At 37.3% G+C, this 22658-nt stretch carries 27 protein-coding genes; 22 read left to right on the top strand and 5 right to left on the bottom strand.

The window, feature by feature from the left end; all coding sequences use genetic code 11:
- Positions 1 to 196: 196 nt before the first annotated feature.
- Positions 197 to 421: a hypothetical protein gene (locus MHH95_RS13665; protein WP_340728029.1), complete on the top strand. Its 225-nt coding sequence runs from the start codon at positions 197 to 199 to the stop codon at positions 419 to 421.
- 113 nt (positions 422 to 534) lie between these two features.
- Here MHH95_RS13665 and MHH95_RS13660 read toward each other — a convergent pair whose 3' ends face one another.
- Positions 535 to 1032, bottom strand: coding sequence for a hypothetical protein (locus MHH95_RS13660; protein WP_340728028.1), 498 nt, complete (start codon positions 1030 to 1032; stop codon positions 535 to 537).
- Between the two features lie 1366 nt (positions 1033 to 2398).
- Between MHH95_RS13660 and MHH95_RS13655 the strand changes: the two genes are divergently transcribed.
- From MHH95_RS13655 to MHH95_RS13580, 16 genes are all read left to right on the top strand, one after another.
- Entirely contained in the window at positions 2399 to 2962 is a 564-nt protein-coding gene (locus MHH95_RS13655) for a rhomboid family intramembrane serine protease (RefSeq protein WP_340728769.1), read from the top strand.
- 398 nt (positions 2963 to 3360) lie between these two features.
- Complete coding sequence (locus tag MHH95_RS13650) at positions 3361 to 4500, top strand: acyl-CoA dehydrogenase family protein (protein ID WP_340728027.1); 1140 nt, start codon at positions 3361 to 3363, stop codon at positions 4498 to 4500.
- Positions 4501 to 4504: 4 nt separating this feature from the next.
- Positions 4505 to 5377: an ABC transporter ATP-binding protein gene (locus tag MHH95_RS13645; protein WP_340728026.1), complete on the top strand. Its 873-nt coding sequence runs from the start codon at positions 4505 to 4507 to the stop codon at positions 5375 to 5377.
- 11 nt (positions 5378 to 5388) lie between these two features.
- On the top strand, positions 5389 to 6459 hold the full coding sequence (locus MHH95_RS13640; protein ID WP_191704491.1) for an ABC transporter substrate-binding protein: 1071 nt from the start codon (positions 5389 to 5391) through the stop codon (positions 6457 to 6459).
- A gap of 17 nt (positions 6460 to 6476) precedes the next feature.
- Positions 6477 to 7247 (top strand): ABC transporter permease, encoded by a 771-nt coding sequence (locus MHH95_RS13635; RefSeq protein ID WP_191704492.1) that lies wholly within the window; start codon positions 6477 to 6479, stop codon positions 7245 to 7247.
- The gene (locus tag MHH95_RS13630) at positions 7244 to 7600 is read left to right on the top strand and encodes a FixH family protein (RefSeq protein ID WP_191698862.1); all 357 of its coding nucleotides are present in this window, start codon (positions 7244 to 7246) and stop codon (positions 7598 to 7600) included. The genes MHH95_RS13635 and MHH95_RS13630 overlap by 4 nt, the downstream gene beginning before the upstream one ends.
- Positions 7597 to 8088 (top strand): redoxin domain-containing protein, encoded by a 492-nt coding sequence (locus tag MHH95_RS13625; RefSeq protein WP_191698863.1) that lies wholly within the window; start codon positions 7597 to 7599, stop codon positions 8086 to 8088. The genes MHH95_RS13630 and MHH95_RS13625 overlap by 4 nt, the downstream gene beginning before the upstream one ends.
- A 15-nt stretch (positions 8089 to 8103) precedes the next feature.
- Entirely contained in the window at positions 8104 to 9402 is a 1299-nt protein-coding gene (locus MHH95_RS13620) for an O-acetylhomoserine aminocarboxypropyltransferase/cysteine synthase family protein (protein WP_191698864.1), read from the top strand.
- Positions 9403 to 9417: 15 nt separating this feature from the next.
- Positions 9418 to 9789: a chemotaxis protein CheY gene (locus MHH95_RS13615; RefSeq protein WP_340728025.1), complete on the top strand. Its 372-nt coding sequence runs from the start codon at positions 9418 to 9420 to the stop codon at positions 9787 to 9789.
- A 12-nt stretch (positions 9790 to 9801) separates the two neighbouring features.
- A complete protein-coding gene (locus MHH95_RS13610; protein WP_340728024.1) occupies positions 9802 to 10929 on the top strand; it encodes an LLM class flavin-dependent oxidoreductase in 1128 nt (375 codons plus the stop codon).
- Positions 10930 to 10933: 4 nt separating this feature from the next.
- A complete protein-coding gene (locus MHH95_RS13605) occupies positions 10934 to 12262 on the top strand; it encodes an LLM class flavin-dependent oxidoreductase (RefSeq protein ID WP_340728768.1) in 1329 nt (442 codons plus the stop codon).
- 12 nt (positions 12263 to 12274) lie between these two features.
- Positions 12275 to 12808 carry an NADPH-dependent FMN reductase gene (gene ssuE, locus MHH95_RS13600; protein WP_339216786.1) on the top strand — a complete coding sequence of 178 codons (534 nt, stop codon included), beginning with the start codon at positions 12275 to 12277 and terminating at the stop codon, positions 12806 to 12808.
- A gap of 671 nt (positions 12809 to 13479) precedes the next feature.
- Positions 13480 to 13989: an RNA polymerase sigma factor gene (locus MHH95_RS13595; protein WP_340728023.1), complete on the top strand. Its 510-nt coding sequence runs from the start codon at positions 13480 to 13482 to the stop codon at positions 13987 to 13989.
- Positions 13979 to 14599 carry a zf-HC2 domain-containing protein gene (locus MHH95_RS13590; RefSeq protein ID WP_336046293.1) on the top strand — a complete coding sequence of 207 codons (621 nt, stop codon included), beginning with the start codon at positions 13979 to 13981 and terminating at the stop codon, positions 14597 to 14599. Before MHH95_RS13595 ends, MHH95_RS13590 begins: the two co-directional genes overlap by 11 nt.
- A 267-nt stretch (positions 14600 to 14866) precedes the next feature.
- A complete protein-coding gene (locus tag MHH95_RS13585; protein WP_340728022.1) occupies positions 14867 to 15673 on the top strand; it encodes a hypothetical protein in 807 nt (268 codons plus the stop codon).
- A gap of 21 nt (positions 15674 to 15694) precedes the next feature.
- A complete protein-coding gene (locus tag MHH95_RS13580; protein WP_340728021.1) occupies positions 15695 to 16243 on the top strand; it encodes a hypothetical protein in 549 nt (182 codons plus the stop codon).
- A 292-nt stretch (positions 16244 to 16535) separates the two neighbouring features.
- On the opposite strand, the gene MHH95_RS13575 is transcribed toward MHH95_RS13580, so the two are convergent.
- Positions 16536 to 17060, bottom strand: coding sequence for a carbamoyl-phosphate synthase small subunit (locus MHH95_RS13575; protein WP_340728020.1), 525 nt, complete (start codon positions 17058 to 17060; stop codon positions 16536 to 16538).
- A gap of 106 nt (positions 17061 to 17166) precedes the next feature.
- Between MHH95_RS13575 and MHH95_RS13570 the strand changes: the two genes are divergently transcribed.
- The 3 genes from MHH95_RS13570 to MHH95_RS13560 all read left to right on the top strand — a co-directional run bounded on the left by MHH95_RS13570 (position 17167) and on the right by MHH95_RS13560 (position 18286).
- Complete coding sequence (locus tag MHH95_RS13570) at positions 17167 to 17430, top strand: CPCC family cysteine-rich protein (RefSeq protein ID WP_340728019.1); 264 nt, start codon at positions 17167 to 17169, stop codon at positions 17428 to 17430.
- A 77-nt stretch (positions 17431 to 17507) separates the two neighbouring features.
- The gene (locus MHH95_RS13565; protein WP_340728018.1) at positions 17508 to 17699 is read left to right on the top strand and encodes a DUF4083 family protein; all 192 of its coding nucleotides are present in this window, start codon (positions 17508 to 17510) and stop codon (positions 17697 to 17699) included.
- Positions 17700 to 17782: 83 nt separating this feature from the next.
- Complete coding sequence (locus tag MHH95_RS13560; protein ID WP_340728017.1) at positions 17783 to 18286, top strand: GNAT family N-acetyltransferase; 504 nt, start codon at positions 17783 to 17785, stop codon at positions 18284 to 18286.
- Between the two features lie 111 nt (positions 18287 to 18397).
- Here MHH95_RS13560 and MHH95_RS13555 read toward each other — a convergent pair whose 3' ends face one another.
- The 3 genes from MHH95_RS13555 to MHH95_RS13545 are packed head-to-tail and all read right to left on the bottom strand — an operon-like array spanning position 18398 to position 20858.
- Positions 18398 to 19453, bottom strand: coding sequence for an LLM class flavin-dependent oxidoreductase (locus MHH95_RS13555; protein WP_340728016.1), 1056 nt, complete (start codon positions 19451 to 19453; stop codon positions 18398 to 18400).
- A gap of 13 nt (positions 19454 to 19466) precedes the next feature.
- Positions 19467 to 20405, bottom strand: coding sequence for a ring-cleaving dioxygenase (locus MHH95_RS13550; RefSeq protein WP_340728015.1), 939 nt, complete (start codon positions 20403 to 20405; stop codon positions 19467 to 19469).
- An 18-nt stretch (positions 20406 to 20423) separates the two neighbouring features.
- Positions 20424 to 20858: a MarR family winged helix-turn-helix transcriptional regulator gene (locus MHH95_RS13545; protein WP_340728014.1), complete on the bottom strand. Its 435-nt coding sequence runs from the start codon at positions 20856 to 20858 to the stop codon at positions 20424 to 20426.
- 134 nt (positions 20859 to 20992) lie between these two features.
- Here MHH95_RS13545 and MHH95_RS13540 point away from each other — a divergent pair, with 134 nt between their 5' ends.
- Together MHH95_RS13540 and MHH95_RS13535 are read left to right on the top strand one after the other, a co-directional pair.
- Entirely contained in the window at positions 20993 to 21400 is a 408-nt protein-coding gene (locus MHH95_RS13540; RefSeq protein ID WP_340728013.1) for a hypothetical protein, read from the top strand.
- Positions 21397 to 22527: a DUF4362 domain-containing protein gene (locus MHH95_RS13535; RefSeq protein ID WP_340728012.1), complete on the top strand. Its 1131-nt coding sequence runs from the start codon at positions 21397 to 21399 to the stop codon at positions 22525 to 22527. The genes MHH95_RS13540 and MHH95_RS13535 overlap by 4 nt, the downstream gene beginning before the upstream one ends.
- The last annotated feature ends 131 nt before the right edge of the window (positions 22528 to 22658 follow it).

Genomic DNA, 22658 nt, shown 5'->3' with positions numbered 1-22658 from the left:
CTCCTACAAATCTGACTCCGTTTGATGAGCAAACCGACTTCTTATATCTCTATTTTATCATAAAATAATTTGTTCCCTTCAATGTATTCAGTTTTTTTCAAAGTGATTTACCGACATCCAAGAAAAGGTGTGCGCTTTTTTATTTTGTAGTCACATTTAGTGCTTCTTACAGTATACTGGAAAATGAGGTGATTTTATGGAAATGGTAAATCAATTTAATTCAGCAATATGGATATCCTTTGTGACGCCGATTTTCTTAATAAGTTGTCTATATTTTAGGCTTTCTTTTTTACAGCATATGAGAAGCGGCAACGAGCAACTATTAAATTATAACAAGTGGGGAGCTGTATTATCGCTCGCTTTTGCGCTGCTTGTCCCAGCATTCTATAATATTTATTTTTATTTTAACGTAATGCAGTAACAGGGATTACATAACAGAAACAGGAAAGTCACGAAACGCTGGTGAAACAGCATTTCGTGACTTTTTTAAGTGTTCTTAAACTTCGATTCGAAAAGTTAGAGTTATTTTGTGCATTAATATTGTGTTTCTAAGCGTTTTTTTATTTTTTCCACCATTTTATGTTTTTCATCATGCATAGCTCCATAATCAGGAAACCTTACGTCTTGAAAATCTTTAGTAATAAATCGAGTTGCCTGTAACGCCTGTTCTAAATCAGCAACATCCTCCTCTGAAAGTGAAGAATCCAACATGTAAAGATGGATATGAGATTGAATATCATACATTCGCTGTTCCCATTCAAAATGCACAACATTACCATTAAAAAGTAAACTTGTTAAATACATCATCTCCAAATATAGCCCTTGTATATACTCTCTATCACCATTAGTTAAAGGTTGACTAAAATCCCATTCGAGGAGTTCTTCAACCGTATTTCCCAGTAAACGGTTTGCACTTAAGTATTGATAACTAATGTCTTTTTCTAATTCTCTTACTTGTTCTCTTGCAGGATGAACTATCCAAACAGCTCCACATATAGCAAGTGCAACTAAAAATCTTATAAAGTACTTCAATTAAAATCCCCCCTCGTATTCTTCGTTGTCAAAGTAGTATTTGATGCGCCTTTATTCCACAGATATTCTCCAAAAAATACCTCACAAGAAAAATGGATATTTATGTTAATATTTAAACTATAAAGTAAGGGTGCAGGCTAGTGCAATAAGTAGGAAAGTATTATTTAAGAGAAAGGGAGAATGATTTGTTAATATTTCTACTTTTTTATTTAGTAATATGGCCACTTACAGTTCTATTGCATGAAATAGGGCATGGACTCGGAGTCATCTTTACTTCAAAGTGTCACGCATATATTTATCTAGGAAATACAAATGAGAAAAATAGAGAAAATTTTAGAATAGGTAGACTTCATTTTCATATTATTTGGTCCTATAAAGGTTATTGTTACTGGGGAAATGAACTGAACAATCAACAACGCGTTATTTCTTTAATTGGTGGTCCAGCCATGTCATTGCTAGTTACCCTCATATGTTTATTGTTCGCGCTTAATACTTCTCAAGGGGATTTACATTCACTCTTATGGGCGACAACAGTTTTGAATTTTTCCCAATTTTTATTCACGATTATCCCTATTACTTATCCTCAGTGGATACGAGGCTATAGTGGATTTCCGTCTGACGGTTTACAGCTGCTGAGACTGTTAAGAAATTAGTTGAGCTTTTTACTCTAAAAGAACTAACGAGCAAAATAGACGGAGAAATTCCGCTTATTAAGCAAAAAAATTAAAAAAACATGAAAATAAACGGAGGAATTCCGTCTATTGACTAAGATCAACATGAAATTTACGGGTTTTAGTGTACATAAGCGGAATTTCTACCCTTATTTTCAGTGAAACGAGCACATTTTTTCAAATAAGGGGAAATCGTCCGCTTATTTTTAAAATGGCTGTTAATGAATTTGGTGAGTCCATGATGCGCGGTGCTACATTAGGAGCAACAACAGACCAATATTAAATAATAATTGAAAGGGGAATTTAGAAATGATGAAAAAGGCCATCCTATCGGGTATTATTTTTTGTTCAGCCTTGTTAGTTGGATGTAATAATATCGAGGTAATAGAAAGCGAGCAGTAAGTAGTAGTTTCTAAGGAAAAATTATTTTCTGAATTGCAATAATAGTAGCCATTACAGAGCAAACAGAACTTAAAAGTGATTCACTAGCAATGATGTTGTTAGATGGTGGTGCCGGTGAATATACAATATCGGTTGGTTTCCCGAAGGATGCAAATATTGACGGGACGGTAATTCAAAAAATAGTTGAAAATTCGATTCACTAGCGAAGAAAAAACAAAAATGACAATTAAAATCGAGAAATACTGACAGATTTTTTAGCTGTATGGTAGGCCAAGGGAGAGTAAATTATAGTGATGAATAACGGGAATATGCCAATCGTTTCTTTGGCACTTGCCTTTCTGTATATTTCAATATTTGTTTTAGATAGGCTCGTATTTAAAGGACTTCTTTTTCAACATGGAAGCGGCAAAAGCTTTGATGTGATGCAACAAAATGAATGGTATCGAATTGTAACAGTATCATTTTTCCATAAAAATATGTTGCATTTGTTAGCAAATGTTTTTGGTATTTACTTCGTTGGATTAATTTTAGAAGATAAAATTGGTCCTTTGAGTTTTTTACTTATTTATTTGATTAGTAATATCGGTACTTACATTATTTATTCGATGCTTATATCCTATACGGACGGAAACGGTGCTTCACCAGGAATTTATGCATTGATTATTTGTATTTTCATTTTACATTTCAAGGATTCAACATTCTTAAATCTTAAATTCAGTTCCTATCCAATTCAATTTACTATCGGCTATTTCATTATCGGAAATTTTTATAATTTAGGTGCATTTACTGTTCATATAATTGGCGCAGTTATCGGGGCAATTCTAACTTTCATCTTTTTAGTTATCGGTATTTTTTAAAAATTATCCTCTAAATATGAGATTACACAATTACACTGTTAAAGGTTTGTACTTTATCCTTGAACCGTTGATTTCCATTCCGGGACCGACGCTTTCCCCGGGCACAGCTCCAGAATGGAAATCTATTTTTGGCTGATTTCCAAGCTTCCTTATAATTTAGTTCGCGTTTTCTTACCCTCATAATTTACCTTGTAAATTTCAAAGCACCATTAAAATTAAAAAACTGTTAAAAATTACATAGTAAAGCGTTTTAATACGCTGATTCGCTAAAAACATATTATTCCTGTATGAATTGTTTAAATTCGCTATTGACTTTGGGTAAATGCCTCTGTAAACTTACGAATTAAGATTACTGAATTGCAAGAAAATTCTATTACTTATTTAAAGGAGCAGGTATGATGACAGCAGTTGCACACTTTGAAGAGATAGCCCTTCAACTCGCCGCTCAGTTTGCGAAAACTGCAGTGAAGCGGGATAAAGATGGGGGTAATGCAAAGCACGAGCGGGATTTAATACGAGAAAGCGGGCTTTTAAAACTTATAATTCCGACTGAATACGGTGGTTTAGGTGGTAATTGGCATGATGTATTTAATGTTATAAGAACTTTCGCCCGTGTAGATAGCTCGCTTGCACATGTGTTTGGTTACCATTTTATTAATCTAGTTACACCGCATTTATGTGGAACTACGCAGCAAAAGGATCACTTTTACAGAGAGACAGCTAAGCATAATTACTTTTGGGGAAATGCTTTCAATCCAGTAGATATTAAGCTAAAAGCTGTAAGAACTCCGACTGGTTATGTATTAAACGGGATTAAAACATTTTGTTCAGGCAGTGTCGATTCGGATATTTTATTAGTATCGGCTTTACTGGATGGCCAAAATGAACCTTTGTTGGCCGTTATTCCGAGTAATCGGATAGGTGTAGAAATAAATGGAGACTGGGATAATATGGGGCAACGGCAAACTGATAGTGGGTCCATACAATTTCAGCAGGTGGAAGTGCTTCCCTCAGAAGTATTGCAACGCGGTTTTTATGCAAGCGAGTTTTCGCAGCTCCGCCTAAATATTGCAACATTTGTATTAAACCATGTGTATCTTGGTATTGCAGAAGGTGCATTGAAATCAGCGCTTTCTTATACAAGAGAACAAACAAGACCGCGTACAATGACACAGACTTCTGCAATTGAAGATCCAATCATTCAACATCACTACGGACAGTTTTATGTACAGATTGAAGCAGCGAATTTGGTTGTAAAAAAAGCGGATCAATTACTGCAGCAGCTATGGGATCATCCTGAAACGATAACAGCAAACGACCGAAGTGAGCTGGATAATGCCCTACAGACAGCGAAAATATTTACTACGCAGGTTGGGTTAGATATTACTTCCAAAATATTTGAAGTGATGGGAAGCCGGTCTACAGCGAGTCATTATGGATTTGATCGCTATTGGCGCAACCTTCGAACGATGACATTGCATGTTCCAGTTGATACATCGCTTCAAGCATTAGGTAAAAAATTTTTACTGGGAGAGTGATTTAATGGTTCAACTATTAGAGCGCACAGTTCAAGAACCGGAATTACCAATTTTGGAACAGACTCAGAAGAAAACAAAAATTAAAGTGCATAATATTGATTTTAGCTATGATGATAAGACAAAAATTCTCAATAATATTCAGCTCGAAGTAAAAGAAGGTGAATTCCTTGTATTTATGGGACCTTCCGGATGCGGGAAGAGCACATTACTTCGGATGATTGCTGGCCTGGAGCCGTTTTCCGACGGTGACATTGTAATTGATGAAAAATCAGTGAGGCAAACGCACCCAGATTGTGGTGTAGTATTTCAGGATTACTCGTTATTCCCTTGGTTGACTGCACAATCCAATGTCATGCTTGCCTTAAAACAGCGCAATAAGAAAATGCCGAAAAAAGAGCTCGCGCATATTGCAGAACAATATTTAACACTCGTTAATTTAGGGCATGCCATTAAAAAATATCCTGGTCAAATGTCAGGCGGCATGAAGCAGCGTGCAGCTATTGCAAGAGCTTTAAGTTTCGGATCAGATTTACTGTTAATGGATGAACCATTCGGGGCACTGGATCCGGTAACCCGTATAAAGCTTCAGGATTTAATCGTTCAAATTAGTGCTGAGCAAAAGCGCACAGTAGTTTTTGTAACACATGATGTCGATGAAGCGATTTACTTAGCGGACAGAATTATCATTTTTGCCCCTGGAAAAAACGGTGCAGTTACAAAAAGCATCGAAGTACCGGTTCAGAAAAAAGGAACAAATCGTCAAAAACTCTTTGAGGACCCGCAATTCCGGGCATTCCGGGAATCATTATTAAACGAAATGAATGAGCAAATCATTAACAGTTTAAAAACAGAAATAACTGATGGAGCAGGAATTTAGGAGGATGGATAATGCAAAAAAGTAAACTGAAATGGCTGGCATCTTTAGCAATAACGGCAGGGATACTTGGTGCCTGCGGGGATGAAAAGCAAATTTCACAAGGCAAGGCGTCGAATGATTATGAAATTACTGTTGGATTAAGTCAATCTGCGGGTGGAGTGTTAGTCGATATAGCCCACCAGGAAGGTTATTTTGAAGAGGAAAACATCGAGGTGAATCGGGTAGGCTTTGCGAATTCAGCAGATGGGCTAAATGCTTTGCAGGCTGGGAAAATTGATGTTGGCTTAACATTTGGTACTGCAGGTCCCTTAACATTTATCGCCAATGGCTCCGATTTTTCGATTATTGGAGGACATTTGGAAGGCGGTCATCCGATTTTAACGAAAAAGGAAAATGCCGGACAGTATACATCTCTTGAAAGCTATAAAGGAAAAAAAGTAGGTACAATCCGAATTTTCACTTCGGATATAGTGTTCCGATCAGCGCTTGAAGATGCAGGTATTGACTGGAAAACAGACTTGGAAATAATCGAATTTAAAACAGGTAGTATGCTGCTTGAAGCTGTAGCATCCGGGAAAGTGGATGTTGCCGTATCTGCCAACTCATTTTATGCACAGGGTGTTGAGATGGGGCTAGAAGCAGTTGCTTGGAGCAATGACTTACAGGAAGGTCATGTTTGCTGCCGTGTTGTAACTCGTTCAGAATTATTGGCTGAAGACGATGGCGAAGCTTATAAGCGATTTTTAAAAGCAATAATCCGTGCAGAGCGTAAAAAAATTGAAGATCCTGAAGCTGCCATTACCGCTGCGAAAGAATATATGAATGTTGATGAAGAGGTAATTAATAAAATTGTTAATGAATCACATTCCCATTATTCTTCAGATCCTAGTAAAGAAAAAGTCGTTCAAATGTGGGAACAAATGAAGGAAATTGGCTATGTAGAAAATGTTGACGACATTGATGTGAATGACTATGTCAATATCGATCTTTATGAAAAAGCATTAAGTGAATTAATCGAACAGTATCCGGATGATTCTTATTATAAAGAGCAATTAGTTCGTTTCAATGAACAAAACATTTAAGTAGGGAGTGAGAGTGAATGCTCACATTTTTTAAACGCTATAATCTTACTATTTTAATAGGAATTATATTCATTGCGGTTTGGGCAATCGTCACAAAATATGCAACGTGGATTAATCCGGTTATATTCCCACAGCCAATAACGGTTATCCAGTCATTTAGTGTAAAAATCGGCGAACTTTTGAACGGTGTTGTGAGTTCGATGAAGCTGCTCATTCCAGGATTTTTCGGAGCATTAATCATAGGAGTTGTAGGGGGGCTGTTCTTCGGATTAAACAGAAGATCGCGAGAAGTGTTAATGCCATATTTCCATGCATTAAGCCCGATTCCTCCGACATTGTTTATTCCATATGTCATCGCGATTTTACCGACGTTTCAAACAGCATCGATGTCCCTTATTTTTATTGGCGCATTTTGGCCCGTTTTCTTAGGAACGATTCACGGAGTTCTTTTAATAGAAAAACATTATTTGGATAATGCAAAATCACTTGGTTTAAAAGGTCCAACATTTTTATTGAAAGTCGTTTTACCAGCGAGTGCACCTCATATTTTAAGCGGGGCAAGTACGTCATTGGCAATGAGCTTCCTCATATTAACGATTGCTGAAATGTTCGGTGCTTCATCGGGAATGGGGTTCTTCATTCAATACTACAGTGATTTTTCACAATACCACTATGTGTTAGCCGGCATTATTTTTAACAGTATTATTATCGTCACAGTCATGATCGCCTTTGAAAAGATTAAAAAACGTCTGCTGTTTTGGACGAATTTAAAGGCGGATAGTAAGTGAAGAAATTACTTTATTTACTCGTATTACTGCTTGCCGGCTGTAGCGCACCGTCTGCTGAAACAATTGAAGTGACGATAAAGGCATCAGAACAAGAAGTGGAAGCCTTTGAGCCAGTGAAAATCACTTCACATGTAACACTCAATAACGAATCGATTAGCAGCGGGGTAGAAATTGAGTTTGAATTGATCAATCCGGATGGTACTTCGATTGGAACCGTAACGCCTACAAATGAAGGCGAGGGACTTTATTCAATTGAAACGAGCTTTGATGGTCAAGGTACCTATAAAATCATCTCGCATGTCAGCTACGGGGAATTACATGAAATGCCTGAAGTGGAGGTTACGCTGAAATGAAAAAAGCTACACAGCTAGCCCTTGTTATTGTACTAATTATCGGGCTCAGTTACGCCATTTTATCAAACGTAACGAGCGGTCATGCAGAAGCAAAAATCGATCATATTGAACTTCTGACGCCTACTGGTCAACAAGTCACCATTCCTTCAGAGGGAAGCTACATTCTCAATTTCTGGGCAACGTATTGTCCTCCATGTGAGCGGGAAATGCCGGCGTTTGAAGCAGCTTACGCAACACTGCAAGCACAAAATATCGAGTTGTTTGCGGTGAATGTGGAGGAACCAACGAAACTAGTTAACCGGTATTTAGCACAATTTAATCTATCGTTTCCTATTTTGTTGGATCGGAATGGAGAACTAAAAGAAGTCTATGAAATATTAACATTACCAACAACTTTATTTGTGAAAGACGGAAAAGTTGTACACACCGTCAAGGGTGAACTAAGTGAACAGGAATTGCTTACGTTAACTAAAAATTTTCTTTACTAAAGGAGAGCATCAACTATGACATTTTTTAATCAAGAAACCATTGCCTTACATACAGGGCAAACAGTAGATCCAGTAACAAGATCACGTGCCGTTCCTCTATATCAGACGACTTCTTATGTATTTGATGATACAGAGCATGCGGCAAGCCTTTTTAAACTACAAGGCAGCGGCTATTTATATTCCCGCAATGCGAATCCAACGAATGCCGTTTTTGAAGAGCGTCTCGCTGCACTTGAAGGGGGAGTTGGAGGGTTTGCTGTTTCGTCAGGTCAGGCGGCTATATTAATTGCCGTATTAACTTTGGCACAGGCTGGTGAGGAAATTGTTGCAACAAATGCGCTTTATGGTGGTACTTATACGTTATTTTCCAAAACATTGCCTCGCTTTGGTGTGACAGTACGCTTCGTCGAAGGATCTGATTTACAGCAAGTTGAAGCTGCAATCAACGAAAAGACACGTGCCGTATTTACGGAAACAATTGGGAATCCAAGCTTAGAAATCGCTGACATAGAGGGATTGGCACAAGTTGCACATCGCCATGACGTGCCACTGATTGTTGACAATACATTTGCTACACCTTATTTATCAAAGCCAATCGAATTTGGCGCAGATATCGTTGTTCATTCAACAACAAAATTTATTGGTGGACACGGAACTTCTCTAGGTGGAGCAATTATTGATTCAGGTAAATTTGAATGGAAAGAGACGCGCTTTCCAACGTTTGTACGACCAAATGAATTAATTGATAACCGTTCATTTGTTGAAGCAGCCGGTGAAAAAGCGTTTATCGCGAAAGCCCGTTTTGAATTAGGTCATGATTTAGGGGCAACATTGTCACCGTTTAATGCATGGCTATTTATTCAAGGTCTTGAATCTTTGGCTGTTCGCGTACGCCAGCATGTAGTGAATGCACAGGCAGTAGCCGAGTATTTAGCACAGCATGAATTAGTGGAGTGGGTAAATTATCCGACATTACAAGGAAATGACCCGCAAAACTTAGTAGCAAAATATTTACCAAAAGGTGCAGGTTCAATTTTCAGCTTCGGCATTAAAGGCGGGTTAGAGGCGGCAAAAACATTTATCAACAATGTACAGCTCCTTTCACATGTGGCAAATGTAGGTGATTCAAAATCACTTGTCATTCATCCGGCAAGTACATCACATTCCCGATTAACGGCTGAGCAGCAGCTTGCAAGTGGTGTTACACCTGGGTTAATCCGTTTATCCATCGGTTTAGAGGACATTGAAGATATTAAAGCAGACTTGGCACAAAGTCTTCAAAAGGCTGCCGAAGTCGCGCACATTACAAAATAATAGGGGGATTTGAATATGACAATTGCAGTAGTAGTGAATGATGAAGGTATTGTAACACCAATCGTGGAAGGAACGATTTTACGTATTATTCAAAAAGACCATTCTATAGAAGATTTTCGTAACCCGGCACTCGATTTAACAGAAGGTCGACGCGGTGCCACATTACGTAAAGCCATTGAACAAGGGGCAACAATATTTATTGCACCGCCTGAAACGTTTTGTGAACTTTCTTATAAAAAAGCGCAGGAAGAACAGATTTCGTTTATTAATATCGCAGCAAACCAATCATTTGCGCAGGTTATAGAACAGGTAAATTCAGGTGAAATTCAAATTTCAAAGGAACTGCCGGCTGAAGAAGTAGTACCAAGCGCACCGGCTGTACAATAAGGAGGAAAACACATGACAAATGTAGAGTTCATTACAATGGCACCAACTTCAGGAGATAGTGAGTATATAGGGAATCAAGTTTCGAATAAAGGCCAACAAACATGGTCTGGCGTTGGCGTAGATTCAGATCGTGAACCTTCTGTAGAGTATATTACACAGATCGCTCAAGCTGCAGAAAAAGCCGGCTTCTCAACATTACTGTTACCAATTGGCGGAAACTGCGTCGATTCTTTAGTCGCAGCATCGCATTTAACTGCCCATACGAAAACATTAAATTTCCTATTTGCAGTACGTCCCGGTTCAACAGCTCCAACTCAATTAGCGAAGCAGTTCGCATCAGTTAACTACTGGACGAATAATCGAGTATTCGTAAACGTCGTAACAGGTGGGGCGCCAAAGGAACTGGAAAATGACGGAGACTTTTTATCACATACGGATCGCTACAAGCGTACGCGTGAATATATCGAAATTTTAAAACGTTTATTCAATGGAGAGACGTTTGATTATGATGGTGAGTTTTACACATTAAAAGGTGCGAACTTGCCGTTACCGGTAAAAGAAGCACCACCGATTTTCTTTGGGGGCTCCTCACCAATTGCAAAAGAAGTCGCTACAGATGTAGCGGATGTCTACATGCTGTGGGGTGAAACATTGGAAACGACGAAAGAAGAGCTGGAGTCGGTTGTCAAACTCGCAAAAGAGAAAAACCGCAATTTATCATACAGTGTGTCATTCCAGGTTGTTTTAGGTGAAACGGAAGAAGAAGCGTTTAAAAATGCCAATAAAATTATAAGTCAAATCGAGCCAGAAGTTTTAGCCGCAAAACATGAAAACACATTAAAAAACGGGGCAGTTGGCGTGAATCGTCTGCATCAGCTAATGCTGGAGTCAAAGGATAATAACTTTGTCATTGCACCAAATATTTGGGCCGGCTTAACACAAGTATTATCAGGCAATTCGATTTCCTTAGTTGGAACGCCAAAGCAAGTTGCAGAACGAATCGTGGAGTTTGTAGATTTAGGGTTTGATAAAGTATTACTTCGTGGATTCCCTCATTTAGAGGTCATTACCGACATTGGTGAAAAAGTCATACCGCTAGTTCACGAAATTTTGGCTGAACGCGAAAAGCAAGTAGTATAGGGGGATCATCATGACGAAAAAGCAAATAAAACTAGGTGTATTTCTAATGGGAACGGGTCATCATATCGCTTCTTGGCGTCATCCGGATGCCCAGGCAGATGCTAGTGAAAATGTAGAGTTTTTTAAAGAAGTAGCCATAAAAGCGGAGCAAGGAAAACTTGATATGCTGTTTTTGAGTGACGGCCTATCCTTTAATGAACTGTCACATCCGGCTGAACAAGTGCGCTTTGAGCCACTGACATTATTAAGTGTTCTATCAACGGTAACAAAAAATATAGGCTTAACAGGTACGGCATCGACTACGTATAATGAGCCTTTCCATATCGCCCGGAAATTTTCTTCACTGGATCATTTAAGTAGAGGGCGAGCGGCATGGAATATTGTCACGAGCTATTATGAAGCAGAGGCAAGCAACTTCAATCAAGATAAGCATTTGGACCATTCATTACGATATGAGCGGGCAGATGAATTTGTTGAAGTGGTAAAAGGCTTATGGGATTCCTATGAGGATGATGCACTAGCACGTAATAAAGAAACAGGTGAATATATTAAAAAAGGGAAGCTGCACACTTTGAATCATAAAGGCGAATACTATTCAGTGCGCGGTCCATTAAATTCATCTCGACCACCGCAGGGAAGACCCGTACTAGTGCAGGCAGGCTCTTCAGAAGCAGGGACAACATTAGCCGCAAAACAGGCCGATGTTATTTTTACAGCCCAGCAAACATTAGCAGATGCACAAAGCTTTTATAAAAAACTAAAAGATAAGGCAGTAGCTGCTGGACGTGACCGTGATGATATAAAAATCATGCCGGGTGTTTCGGTTTATGTAGCTGAAACAGAGGAAAAGGCACGAGCAAAATACGAGGAGCTGCAGCAATTAATTACACCGGAAATTGGCCTGGACTTTTTGGAAGATTATCTAGGTATTGATCTATCAGGCTATGATTTGGATGGTCCACTTCCAAAAGATATTCCGCCAACTAACGGCAACCGCAGTCGTCAGCAACTTATTATCGAGCTTGCTGAGCGTGAGAACCTTTCAATCCGTGAACTGTATTTGAAAATTGCCGGTTCCCGTGGACACCGAATTATTTTCGGTTCGCCTAGTCAAATTGCTGATCAGTTAATAGAATGGGTGGATAACGATGCGGCGGATGGCTTTAATTTAATGCCGCCATACTTCCCAGGAGGATTTACGGATTTTATTGACCTGGTCATTCCGGAACTTCAAAAGCGCGGCGTCTTCCGTACAGAATATGAGGGCAATACATTACGAGAAAATTTAGGCTTACAGCAAGTGCCATCAAGATATGCATTACAACAAGTTTAGGAGGAGTGAAAGATGACAAAAGCAATCTTAATTAATGGCGGTAATAGTATTTCGTCACGATTAACGGGAATACAGCAATATATTGAATCAGTACTAGATAAAGACGGTATCTCATATGAGACGATTCAAGTACACGAACTGCCTGCAAAGGATTTAATAACAGCCAATTTTGCAAGTAAGGAAATCGCAAAGGAAATCGTCAAAGTAGGGGAGGCGGATATCGTATTTTTCTTAACCCCAATTTATAAAGGCTCATTTACAGGGATATTAAAAACTTTCATCGACTTATTACCGCAAAAGGGGCTCGAAAATAAGACGGTGATTCCGGTAGCTATAGGCGGATCAATTGCGCATTTATTGGCATTGGAGTACTCACTGAAACCTGTACTTTCAATACTAGGGGCTACAACGGTTTCAAGTCCGATTTATATTGTTGATTCTCAAGTGACAAAAACAGAAAACGGCTTTACATTGGATCAGGCAGCAGTAGAACGCATAGAAAAGGTGTGGGAAACCGTTGCGCCACAAGTGAAACAAACCGTATAAAAGATCATCCTCGCGAAGAGTAATTTACCTCGCGGGGATTTTTTAATGTAAATTTAAATTATGGTATAATTTTGCAGGTTATGGGGGTTTTAGTACAGGGGCAACCAGGAGAAGTAACCAAAATAGGCGGACCAATTCCGCTTATTAAAAAAAATAAAATAAAAACCACCAAAATAAACGGAGATATTCCGTCTATTGAGTAAAAAAACATAGAATTTAAAGATTTTCACGTATATAAGCGGAAATTCTCCCTTTATTTTCATGGAAACGAGCACAATTCTTCAAATAAGGGTAAATCCTCCGCTTATTTAACTCTCGTGGGGCTCACTTGGATTTATTAATTTAAGTGCTACACAGGTTTTAATTGTTTTAACTTGTATTATGGGTACATCAATCCCATTAACAATGGTTATTTATTCGAAACTAATTTAATAGTTAACTACAAATCAATACAAAATAACGTTCCTAAATGTGTCACTTAAACACCTTATTCATTCAATTGAATAAGGTGTTAAATTTTAGCTGCTTATGTCCCGAAACGACGCTTTGGGAATTTTCCATACATATTAGATTATAATTCATTAAATTAATTTAGCATTAATTGTAACGAATCTTTGTTTCATTCTATATATAAGTGAACTCAATTTAAGGATGTTGGAGGGAGGTATTCAGTGGAGGATTTAAGTGAAATCTATAAATCCTATGCAAATGAAGTAAAACTTTTTCTTCTTTGTTTAACATCAAGTGAGGATTTAGCAGAAGAATTAACACAGGAAACGTTTTATCAAGCGGTTAAATCGATTCATCGTTACAATGGCGAATGCAAAATTTCAGTTTGGTTATGTCAAATTGCTAAGCACAGCTATTTTGATTATTTAAAGAAGGCAAAGCATCGAAATCATACGAGTATTGATTACTTAATTAAAGCAGGTGTAGATATCCGTTCAAAAGAAGATTTGCCTGATATCGCAATGATTAAAGAAAGTACACTACGTGAAATCCATCAAGAAATTCGGCAATTACAACAACCGTATTCTGAAATTTTTTTACTTCGAATAACTATGAATTTAAGTTTTAAAGAAATAGGTGACATCTATGAGAAAAGTGAAAACTGGGCAAGGGTTACATATTATCGTGCAAAATGCAAATTAGCAGAAAGGGTGGATTTGGATGAATTGTAATATTATAAAGGATTTGATGCCGTCCTATATAGATAGAATTTGTAGTAAAGAAACAGGTGCAGCAGTGGAAGAACATATTGAGCATTGCCAAGATTGTAAAAAAACTATGCAACTGATGCAGCAACCCACCATACAAATAGTCGAAACAAATGTAGAGGTTGCGAAAAAACCGTTTAACCTCATTAACAAAAAGCGCCGATTTCAAGTTATTACAGCTATTTTGATGACCTTTATGATTACTACAATAAGTGCTCTAGTAATACAAGATGTAGGGGTTGTTAATCAATTCTTTTTCCCAAAGGTTACAGCAATTGCACATATAACGAATGACAGGGAAGAATGGCAAAGTATTAGATTCTCTGCCGATGGGATTAATACTCAAGATTATGTGATATATGATAGCGTTTTTTGGAAGAAGGAGATTATTAATGATGCTAATAGTGATAGTAATGTGTATCTAAGAGTAAAAGATGAAAAGGGCGATGTAATTATTGATGAATTTCCAATATCCTCTGGAAAAGGGGTTAAATTAGAAGGTTTGAAGAGGAAAGAAAAATACTTTTTTGAAATAAAAGCTTCACCAGGGCGCTTCTTTATTAATGCAGTATAGATGTATCTAGTATCAAGTTGATTTTATAATTCAAAATAACGTTCGTAAATAAAAGTTTGTGGAACATTGTATATACTTGATTTTTTGCAAGGTTCCTCATTTCAAAAGGAAGGATAGAAGAGGTGAGGGAAACCGTTGCACCACACGAGAAAGAAACTGTTTAAATAATTATCCTCGCGAAGAGTTGCTCACTTTGCGGGGATTTTTTATATAAAAAAGCTCACTATATCCAAAATATGGTATAATTTACCGGGGAGGGGTGAAATTATGAGCAAACGCTTTATTTTGATGCTTGCTGTAACGTTCATTATTTTTACAACAAGCAGTGTGATTTTACTTCAAAAGGAAATCGAAGAGCCTATTATTCTTCCAATTGGTACACAGGCACTGCATATGGAGGAAGAGAGCTTTATTAATATGAGCTATGTTACAAATCGTAATGAGGAGATAGAACTCGAATCTATTCAAGTGGGCGAAATGAAGCTAGTACCGTATAAAAAACCGCATCACTTTTCTATAAATCCAGAAACTGACGAAAGAGATTCCATTATACAAAGCTATCCGTATTATGATCTGCATTCGGTCGAATTTAAAGTAAACGAAAATGAATACAGTACATTAACTGCTGCCTCCAACAAAAATGCAATTGCATTTTTTTCTAATGGTGTAAAACAGGAATTCCCTTTAAAAGTGGAAGTGCTTACTAAGAATAAAGAATACTTGTTTGTCGGAGTACAAAGTAGTGATACAGCAGATGGTGAATCAGAAACAATATTTACTATTACAGAGGCTGGAACTATAGAAGAAATAGAAACGGTATTTCCGTTGGCGAATATTAAGTTATATAAAGAAGATAAGCAGCTGACTCTTCCATACAATACAGAAAAAGGCGAAAAGCTATCGATTCACATCTCGCCAAACTACCGTATTTGGGATTCTAGATATAAGAATATTATTGTTCACGGCACATTTGCGACTGGAGAACCATTTACCGAGGGAATTGCACAATACATATATGAACTCCCTCCTAAAAAATGGATAAACGATTTTGTAATGGAAGCGAGGAACAGATAAATGCACCAATTTTTTTCCCGGATGCTTATTGGCTATGCTTTTATCATTATTGATTTAAACTTTGGAATTGATATTGTACCGGATATTATCGGCTATATTTTCATTGCAAGAGCGATTCAAAAATATGCCAAGTCGAAGTACAATAAAACCGCAGTCCTGCTTTCATATATTTCAGGAGTCATATCTATAATAGAAATGCCTATCTTATATAGTGCAGTAGAGAATTTCCCGACAGTAGTGTTTTTACTTTACGGGTTTATAACGAGCATCATTCAACTTCTTTTTTATTATTATATTTTTTGGATTTTCTTTAGCTTTGTTCAAGACACACCGCAGATTAACTTCACGAAAAAGGTTAAACATTTAGTAGTAGGAAGTTTATGGTTTATGATTACGTTGCTTTATATTTATGAACTTACCCAAAATCTGCTTTTTGGATTATTATTCGTACTGGCATGCATAGTAGCGGTCATTGGTATTATTACATTTATCGTATATTGTTATAAGATGATGAAGTACGGGAAATTGATGGAGTTTCAAGAAAGGCAGGATCAGGTAGAGCCATTGTGAAGGTGGTGAAGCAGATGCAGCCAGTTAGGACGACTAAAATAGACGGAGAAATTCCGTTTATTAAGCAAATAAAGAAAAAAACCACTAAAATAAACGGAGAAAGTCCGTCTATTTCATAAAAATCCATAAAATATCGAGGTGTTAACGTACCATAAGCGGAATTTCTACCCTTATTTTCAGAGAAACGGGCTCAATTTTTCAAATAAGGGTAAATCCTCCGGTTATTTAAGTCTTAGACCTGTGTATATTTTATGGTTAGATTCATTTTATTTAGCTGAGTAATGTTTCCATTCTAGTCATATGGTTTATCATAATCCTGAATTTTAAGCTCTTTTAGAAATTCAATAAAATTTATTCTATATCTATATTTTTCTCTATAATATGATTTTTTACTGAGAAAATCTTTATGCACAATTTCATTAATATATGGTTTCATCCGAGTTTCTTCCGCATAATCATAACTTTCGGTAAGATCCATTAAAAAGGAAATAATATAATTAAATAATACAGGGAAATCTTTTTCGATTTCTTCCTGGTATTCAACTAAAGCTTTAATATACTTATATAACTCACTTTGTTTAGTAAAACGGAAACTGCATCCTGAATTCCAATAGCCAAGCCAAATAGTAAATATACCAACAGAATACCGTCTCAATTCTTTATCAGCATCCCCGAAATATAAATAATATGGGTAATGAGGAAACGCCATTCCACCATCAAAACCTAATATTCGGAAGCCACTGTTCAATACTTTATTAACTTCTGTAATAATCATACTTTTTTCTTCTATTGTAAGTTTTTTATCTTCTGACTTCATAATACCTCCTCAATTTTTTACTTTTTATTATATCAAAATATTGGTAAGTTATTTTATAAATGAATTCTTGCCTGTAAATAAAGAAAATATATATTGAGGTGATTAAATGAAATATACTTGTCCTTGTTGTGGCTATAAAACATTAGATGAAGAACCTCCAGGAACATATGAAATATGTAGTATCTGTTTTTGGGAAGATGATGGAGTTCAATATGAAGACCCAGATTATGAGGGAGGCGCAAATCTACCATCTTTAAGAAAGGCACAGAAAAATTACGTCTTATTTGGGGCTTGTGAAGAAAGTTGTATTGACGCTGCAAGAAAACCAAATAAAAATGATGTAAGAGATCTTGGTTGGAAACCATTATAAGTTAATAGAAGATGCATTTAGTAAACTAGAAAGTAGATATGATATAATGCTAAAAAATGGATAATAGGAGGCTGATTATGGAAATCATATTCCTGGTAATCGTGTTGCTATTAATTATTTTGTTCTTTATTTCCTTTACTCTATTTATTAGACGATTAATAATTAATTCCGCGGTTAAAGCAAATAATTCGAATGATTTAGGTGAAAAAATGGATAAGTTAATTGAACAAAACGAACAGCTGCTTTTATTATTAAAGGAACAAAAATAGATTTAAAAGATATAGAGGAAATTTAAGTACTTTTAAGCTTTCATATTTTTAATATACAAATATAGTAGGGGAGAAAAATAGCCGTGATTTCAAATCAAGAACTACATATACGACTTATGGACAAGGCTGATTTTAATTTAATGGTAAAGTGGCTAAATAATCAGCAGGTATTAGAGTTTTATGAAGAACCACCTTCAAATTTAGAACGAGTGATAAATAAATACGGACCAAGAATAGACGGCAAACACTATGTTACTCCCTGTATTGTAGAATACAATAATGAATCAATTGGCTATATTCAATACTATGAGATTCAAGATACTGAACTTAAAAAGTACGGCTATCCAGGAAACCAAAATATTTATGGAATAGATCAATTTATTGGTGAACCTAAATTATGGGGGCAAGGAATAGGGACAAAAATGATACAAATGATGTTAAATTCCCTTTGTAATAAAGGTGCCTCAAAGGTTCTATTAGAGGTGAAAAGTAATAATGTCAGAGCAATATCAAGCTATAAAAAATGCGGTTTTAAGAGAATTAAAGATCTTAACAACGATCTGGTTTTAATGGAATGGATAGTTTGAATTGATTGAACATAAAAAGGAGAACCCATTTTAACCAAAACGGATTCTCCTTATAATTAAAAAATAGTACTTACGAGCTTTTCATCAATTTCGCCACGGCTGTCACTACTTTTATTTTACCGTATATTTTTTTATAGCCGGAATGATTTCATTGCCGATCAGCTCGATGTTTTTCATCACTTTATCGAACGGAACGCCTCCGAAATCAATTTGAGCCATAAAGCGTTGCATGCCGAACAGTTCATATTGATACAGCATTTTTTCAATAATTTGGTTCGGGCTGCCGACCATTAAGGCATCCTCTACTCGAGGAGCCTGTTCTACTTGCCAGCGCGGATAACCTTGTCCACGAATTGCCTGGAAACCGCCGCTTAAAAATGGGTGCATCCCGTCAACTGCCTCTTGTTCTGTTTCTGCAACATAAAATAAACTTGTCGTTGCGATCGGTAATGTACTCGCATCAAAGCCACTGCGATCAGCTGCTTCCCGGTAAGCATCAACAGAAGCCTTGAAATTAATTGATGGACCACCTAATGTCGTTAGTATCATCGGTATCCCCATATAACCAGCTTTTATGGCACTTGCCGGAGGTCCTCCAACTGCACGCCAAATAGGAATGGAGCCGTTTAATGGCTGCGGTAAAATATGGGCATTATTTAAAGAAGGACGGAATTTACCACTGTAATTGACAACCGTATTGTCATTTAACTGTTTTAGTAAAGCTAACTTTTCCTCAAATATTTCCTCGTAATCACGTAAGCTCACACCGAACAATTCATGTGCGCCAACACGCGATCCACGACCCGCAACAATTTCTGCACGGCCGTTTGAAATTAAATCAATCGTAGCAAAGTCTTCATATACACGAACCGGATCAGCTACACTTAATACCGTTGCAGAGCTGGAAAGTTTGATGCTCTTCGTTGCATTGGCTATCGCACCTAACACAACCGAATGTGCCTGTGTTGTAAAATATTGCTGATGACTTTCACCGACAGCAAACACATCAATACCAGCTTGCTCGGCTAATTGACTTGCTTCAATAATTTCCTTTAGACGCTCTTGTGCAGAAATACGAGAGCCTGTTAATGGATTTGGCATATGATCACCTAATGTGTACAACCCAAATTCCATTCCTTTTTTTTCATCAATTCGATATTGTTCCATCATTCATTTCTCCTTAAAAAATCGGTTTTAGTTTTGCGGTAATTTCTTCGCGTCTCTCTTCTAAAAAATCCGGCAAATCCAACTGTTCCCCCAGTGTTTCGATATCGCCGTCGCGCAAAAAGCCTGGACCATCAGTTGCTATTTCAAATAAAATTCCGTTCGATTCACGGAAATATAAGCTTTTAAAATAATATCGGTCTACAATGCCTGATGAGGTGAATCCACGTTTTTTTACTTGTTCATCCCAATAGGCGAGTTCTTCGTCATTTTTCACACGAATCGCCAAATGGTGGATGCTACCTCGACCTGGTTTTTCGGAAGGACCATCCTGTTCGTTGATGAAAATCTCACCAAATATTTCACCTTTAACGGATTGGAGAAGGGCAGTGGTTTCTGTCTGTTCCTTTACTTCATAACCGAATATTTCTGTTAACGTACGGATCAGTTTCCCCATACTTTTTACGGTCATTTCTACAGGACCCATACCTTGTATTTGATGTTCAGCCGGTACTACCGACTTTTCATACGTTTCCCAATAGGGCACTTTTGTATTGGGCGCGGCAATTAGTGCCATTCGTAAACCTTCTTCATCCTCAAATAGCACAGCAGGACGGTTCGTAAATGTAGAGCGCCCCTCATGCTTTACACCAAACTCATCAAACCGCTTCACCCAATAGTTCAGGCTTTCTTCGGAAGGGACGATTAAACCGATTTTCGTAATCGCATTCGTACCGCGATGAGTGCGTCCGACTAGTGGAATTTCAAAAAATGATAACTCGGTGCCTGGACTGCCTGTTTTATCTCCGTAGAATAAATGATACATGGAAGTTTCATCTTGATTTACTGTTACTTTTACACGGCGTAATCCTAGAACATCTCGGTAAAATGTATTATTTTGCTGTGCATGTTTCGTAATCATGGAAATATGGTGATGTCCTGGAATTGTATACATATATGTTGCCTCCTATTTTTACTTACTCCGCTGTTCACTATTTTTTTGAACACGGGAGATCAGTTTATACAATGTTTTTTGTTCTTCTTTTGTTAATGTTTCATCAAAAAAAGAAGATTGAAAGGCGAGCTGGGCTTCAAAAGCATTGTTTAACTTTTCGTTGCCTTTTGGTGTTAATGAGATAAATTTCGTTTTCCAGTCCTGATGTCTTACAATAAGCTGTTCCTGTTCAAGACGTGTAAGCATGCGGGAAATACCACCTTGTGTTACCGTTACTTTCTCTGCAAGCTCGGATTGTGTAATCGGCTCGAATATAGAGATTTGCAAAAGCACATCGAATTGCGCAGTCGTTAAGTCAAACTGTTTTAAAAACTCATTTGAAAGATTATTACTTTCATGAGTAAAACGCATCATACGAAGCCATATAAGAGAGCCTAAAGTATTTTTCTTCATCGTACACGTCCTTTCTTAATTATCACTTTACTACTCAAATGATAATAATGCAATGAAAATATCTCGAATTCGAAATAAAATAAATTGTAACTTTTTTACTTTTCTTGCGACCAATATAGAAAGGGGGATGACAAATGCGAAAATGGTTTATTTTATGCGTTTTTGTTTTATTAGGTGGCTGTCATTCACCACAGCAATCCGGTTTTAATAAAGCGCTGGAGGAACTGCAAGTACCTGTAAGAGTAATGGAGAAAAAAGAAAAATCGATTTTCACGCAGGATTTAAATGGGGAAAAGCCGAAAACGTATTTACTGAATGATAAATTACTCTCGGTATATACATTTGACCAGAGCAAAGATCGTTCAAAAGCGAAACAGCAATTTTACGAAAAAACCGCCTCACAAAATGTCGTCTCTTATGAACTGTATGAGCTAAATACAATGCTCATTTTTTATGTCCATGAACAAAATTTACATGTTGCCATTCCATACGATGAGCAGATCCGCAAAGCTCTAACACAACTAGGGGAGGACGAAGAATGAAAAGAATACTTGTATTTGCGGTGTTGCTGCTGTTAGTCGGATGTACAGATGAACAGAACGATTCAGGTTTAATTCAGCGCGCGGTAATTGAACGGGTAGTTAGCGATAATAATATTGGGACAGAAGAGATCATGGTTTTTGATCAAGAGGAGCTTGATGACATCCAGGGTTATTTGTCCGAAACAAAATGGCAGCCAAATGTCGAGGCCGAAATGGCAAGGAAAGAAGATGTAGTATTGAGATTATTTATTGAATTGGAGAAAAACTTGCCCGAACGAATTAACACGTACCGCATCTGGTATGAGCAGGATCAGTCCATAACGATTCTGAGTAATGTTGAAACAGAAGGATACGGACGGCTGAATGCTGAATTTGGCAAACCATTTAAAGAGCTGCTTCAGCCATTGATAAATGAAAAAAAGCAGGTCATTGATAGACACGGGCAGATTGAAAATGAAGAACTGTTTGAACAGTTTTTAAACGACATCGAAGCAAATAATGAAACATTACTTGAAATGATCCGTTACACAATCGAAGGGGACCCGATTTACTGGACAATCAAATATGATGGACAGCAATTTGCGATTGAAATTGATAACCGGGAAGATGCATTTGGAAGTAAAACGGTTGAAAACTATCAATGCACACAACTGGATGAGGTTGTGACAGGTTCTTTAATCGATTATAATTTTACAGGATGTGATGGAGATTTTGATATTAATTTGCTGTCCGTTGAAAAAACTACAGAAGCATCTACTAAGCTTGAAATTCCAAATATAAACTTATTAATTGGTGATCAAACAATTAAAACTTATAAAGGCGCATATTCCTGGAGCTCATTTGATGCATCAACCGGAGAAACGACTACAACTATGACAGACCACGCTTCGCCCAATCAAATGATGGAGGCAGTTCAGGAAATAGAAGTGAATTTAAATGAACCGGTTGAAATCACTTTTGATAGTGAACCGACAAAGGTAGAATTCAACATTTGGAACGAAGCGGGCATCATCTCAACGTATCATTCATTGGAAGAAATTAAGGAAATAGGACCTATCATTCTGGAAATTGTAGGCTATTGGAATGAAAGTCGCGCAACGTATGTAACAGCGTTAAAAGTTGAATAGGGGCAACTTAATAATAAACGGATATATGAATTGATTGGAGTGAAGGGTCGACTCCAGCGGGAACCGCACGATGCCTGAGACTACAGGCTCAGGCCGTGCCCGCGGAAAGCGTACCCGGAACGGAAATCAAT

The sequence above is a fragment of the Solibacillus sp. FSL K6-4121 genome, from assembly GCF_038002585.1.
GTDB lineage: Bacteria > Bacillota > Bacilli > Bacillales_A > Planococcaceae > Solibacillus > Solibacillus faecavium.
This window is presented reverse-complemented; position numbering and strand designations above follow the sequence as displayed.

Coding starts and splice junctions, on each gene's coding strand:
- MHH95_RS13665 (WP_340728029.1), top strand. CDS start 197: ATGGAAATGGTAAATCAATTTAATTCAGCAATATGGATATCCTTTGTG.
- MHH95_RS13655 (WP_340728769.1), top strand. CDS start 2,399: ATGAATAACGGGAATATGCCAATCGTTTCTTTGGCACTTGCCTTTCTG.
- MHH95_RS13650 (WP_340728027.1), top strand. CDS start 3,361: ATGACAGCAGTTGCACACTTTGAAGAGATAGCCCTTCAACTCGCCGCT.
- MHH95_RS13645 (WP_340728026.1), top strand. CDS start 4,505: ATGGTTCAACTATTAGAGCGCACAGTTCAAGAACCGGAATTACCAATT.
- MHH95_RS13640 (WP_191704491.1), top strand. CDS start 5,389: ATGCAAAAAAGTAAACTGAAATGGCTGGCATCTTTAGCAATAACGGCA.
- MHH95_RS13635 (WP_191704492.1), top strand. CDS start 6,477: ATGCTCACATTTTTTAAACGCTATAATCTTACTATTTTAATAGGAATT.
- MHH95_RS13625 (WP_191698863.1), top strand. CDS start 7,597: ATGAAAAAAGCTACACAGCTAGCCCTTGTTATTGTACTAATTATCGGG.
- MHH95_RS13620 (WP_191698864.1), top strand. CDS start 8,104: ATGACATTTTTTAATCAAGAAACCATTGCCTTACATACAGGGCAAACA.
- MHH95_RS13615 (WP_340728025.1), top strand. CDS start 9,418: ATGACAATTGCAGTAGTAGTGAATGATGAAGGTATTGTAACACCAATC.
- MHH95_RS13610 (WP_340728024.1), top strand. CDS start 9,802: ATGACAAATGTAGAGTTCATTACAATGGCACCAACTTCAGGAGATAGT.
- ssuE (WP_339216786.1), top strand. CDS start 12,275: ATGACAAAAGCAATCTTAATTAATGGCGGTAATAGTATTTCGTCACGA.
- MHH95_RS13590 (WP_336046293.1), top strand. CDS start 13,979: ATGAATTGTAATATTATAAAGGATTTGATGCCGTCCTATATAGATAGA.
- MHH95_RS13585 (WP_340728022.1), top strand. CDS start 14,867: ATGAGCAAACGCTTTATTTTGATGCTTGCTGTAACGTTCATTATTTTT.
- MHH95_RS13580 (WP_340728021.1), top strand. CDS start 15,695: ATGCTTATTGGCTATGCTTTTATCATTATTGATTTAAACTTTGGAATT.
- MHH95_RS13575 (WP_340728020.1), bottom strand. CDS start 17,060: ATGAAGTCAGAAGATAAAAAACTTACAATAGAAGAAAAAAGTATGATT.
- MHH95_RS13570 (WP_340728019.1), top strand. CDS start 17,167: ATGAAATATACTTGTCCTTGTTGTGGCTATAAAACATTAGATGAAGAA.
- MHH95_RS13565 (WP_340728018.1), top strand. CDS start 17,508: ATGGAAATCATATTCCTGGTAATCGTGTTGCTATTAATTATTTTGTTC.
- MHH95_RS13555 (WP_340728016.1), bottom strand. CDS start 19,453: ATGGAACAATATCGAATTGATGAAAAAAAAGGAATGGAATTTGGGTTG.
- MHH95_RS13550 (WP_340728015.1), bottom strand. CDS start 20,405: ATGTATACAATTCCAGGACATCACCATATTTCCATGATTACGAAACAT.
- MHH95_RS13545 (WP_340728014.1), bottom strand. CDS start 20,858: ATGAAGAAAAATACTTTAGGCTCTCTTATATGGCTTCGTATGATGCGT.
- MHH95_RS13540 (WP_340728013.1), top strand. CDS start 20,993: ATGCGAAAATGGTTTATTTTATGCGTTTTTGTTTTATTAGGTGGCTGT.
- MHH95_RS13535 (WP_340728012.1), top strand. CDS start 21,397: ATGAAAAGAATACTTGTATTTGCGGTGTTGCTGCTGTTAGTCGGATGT.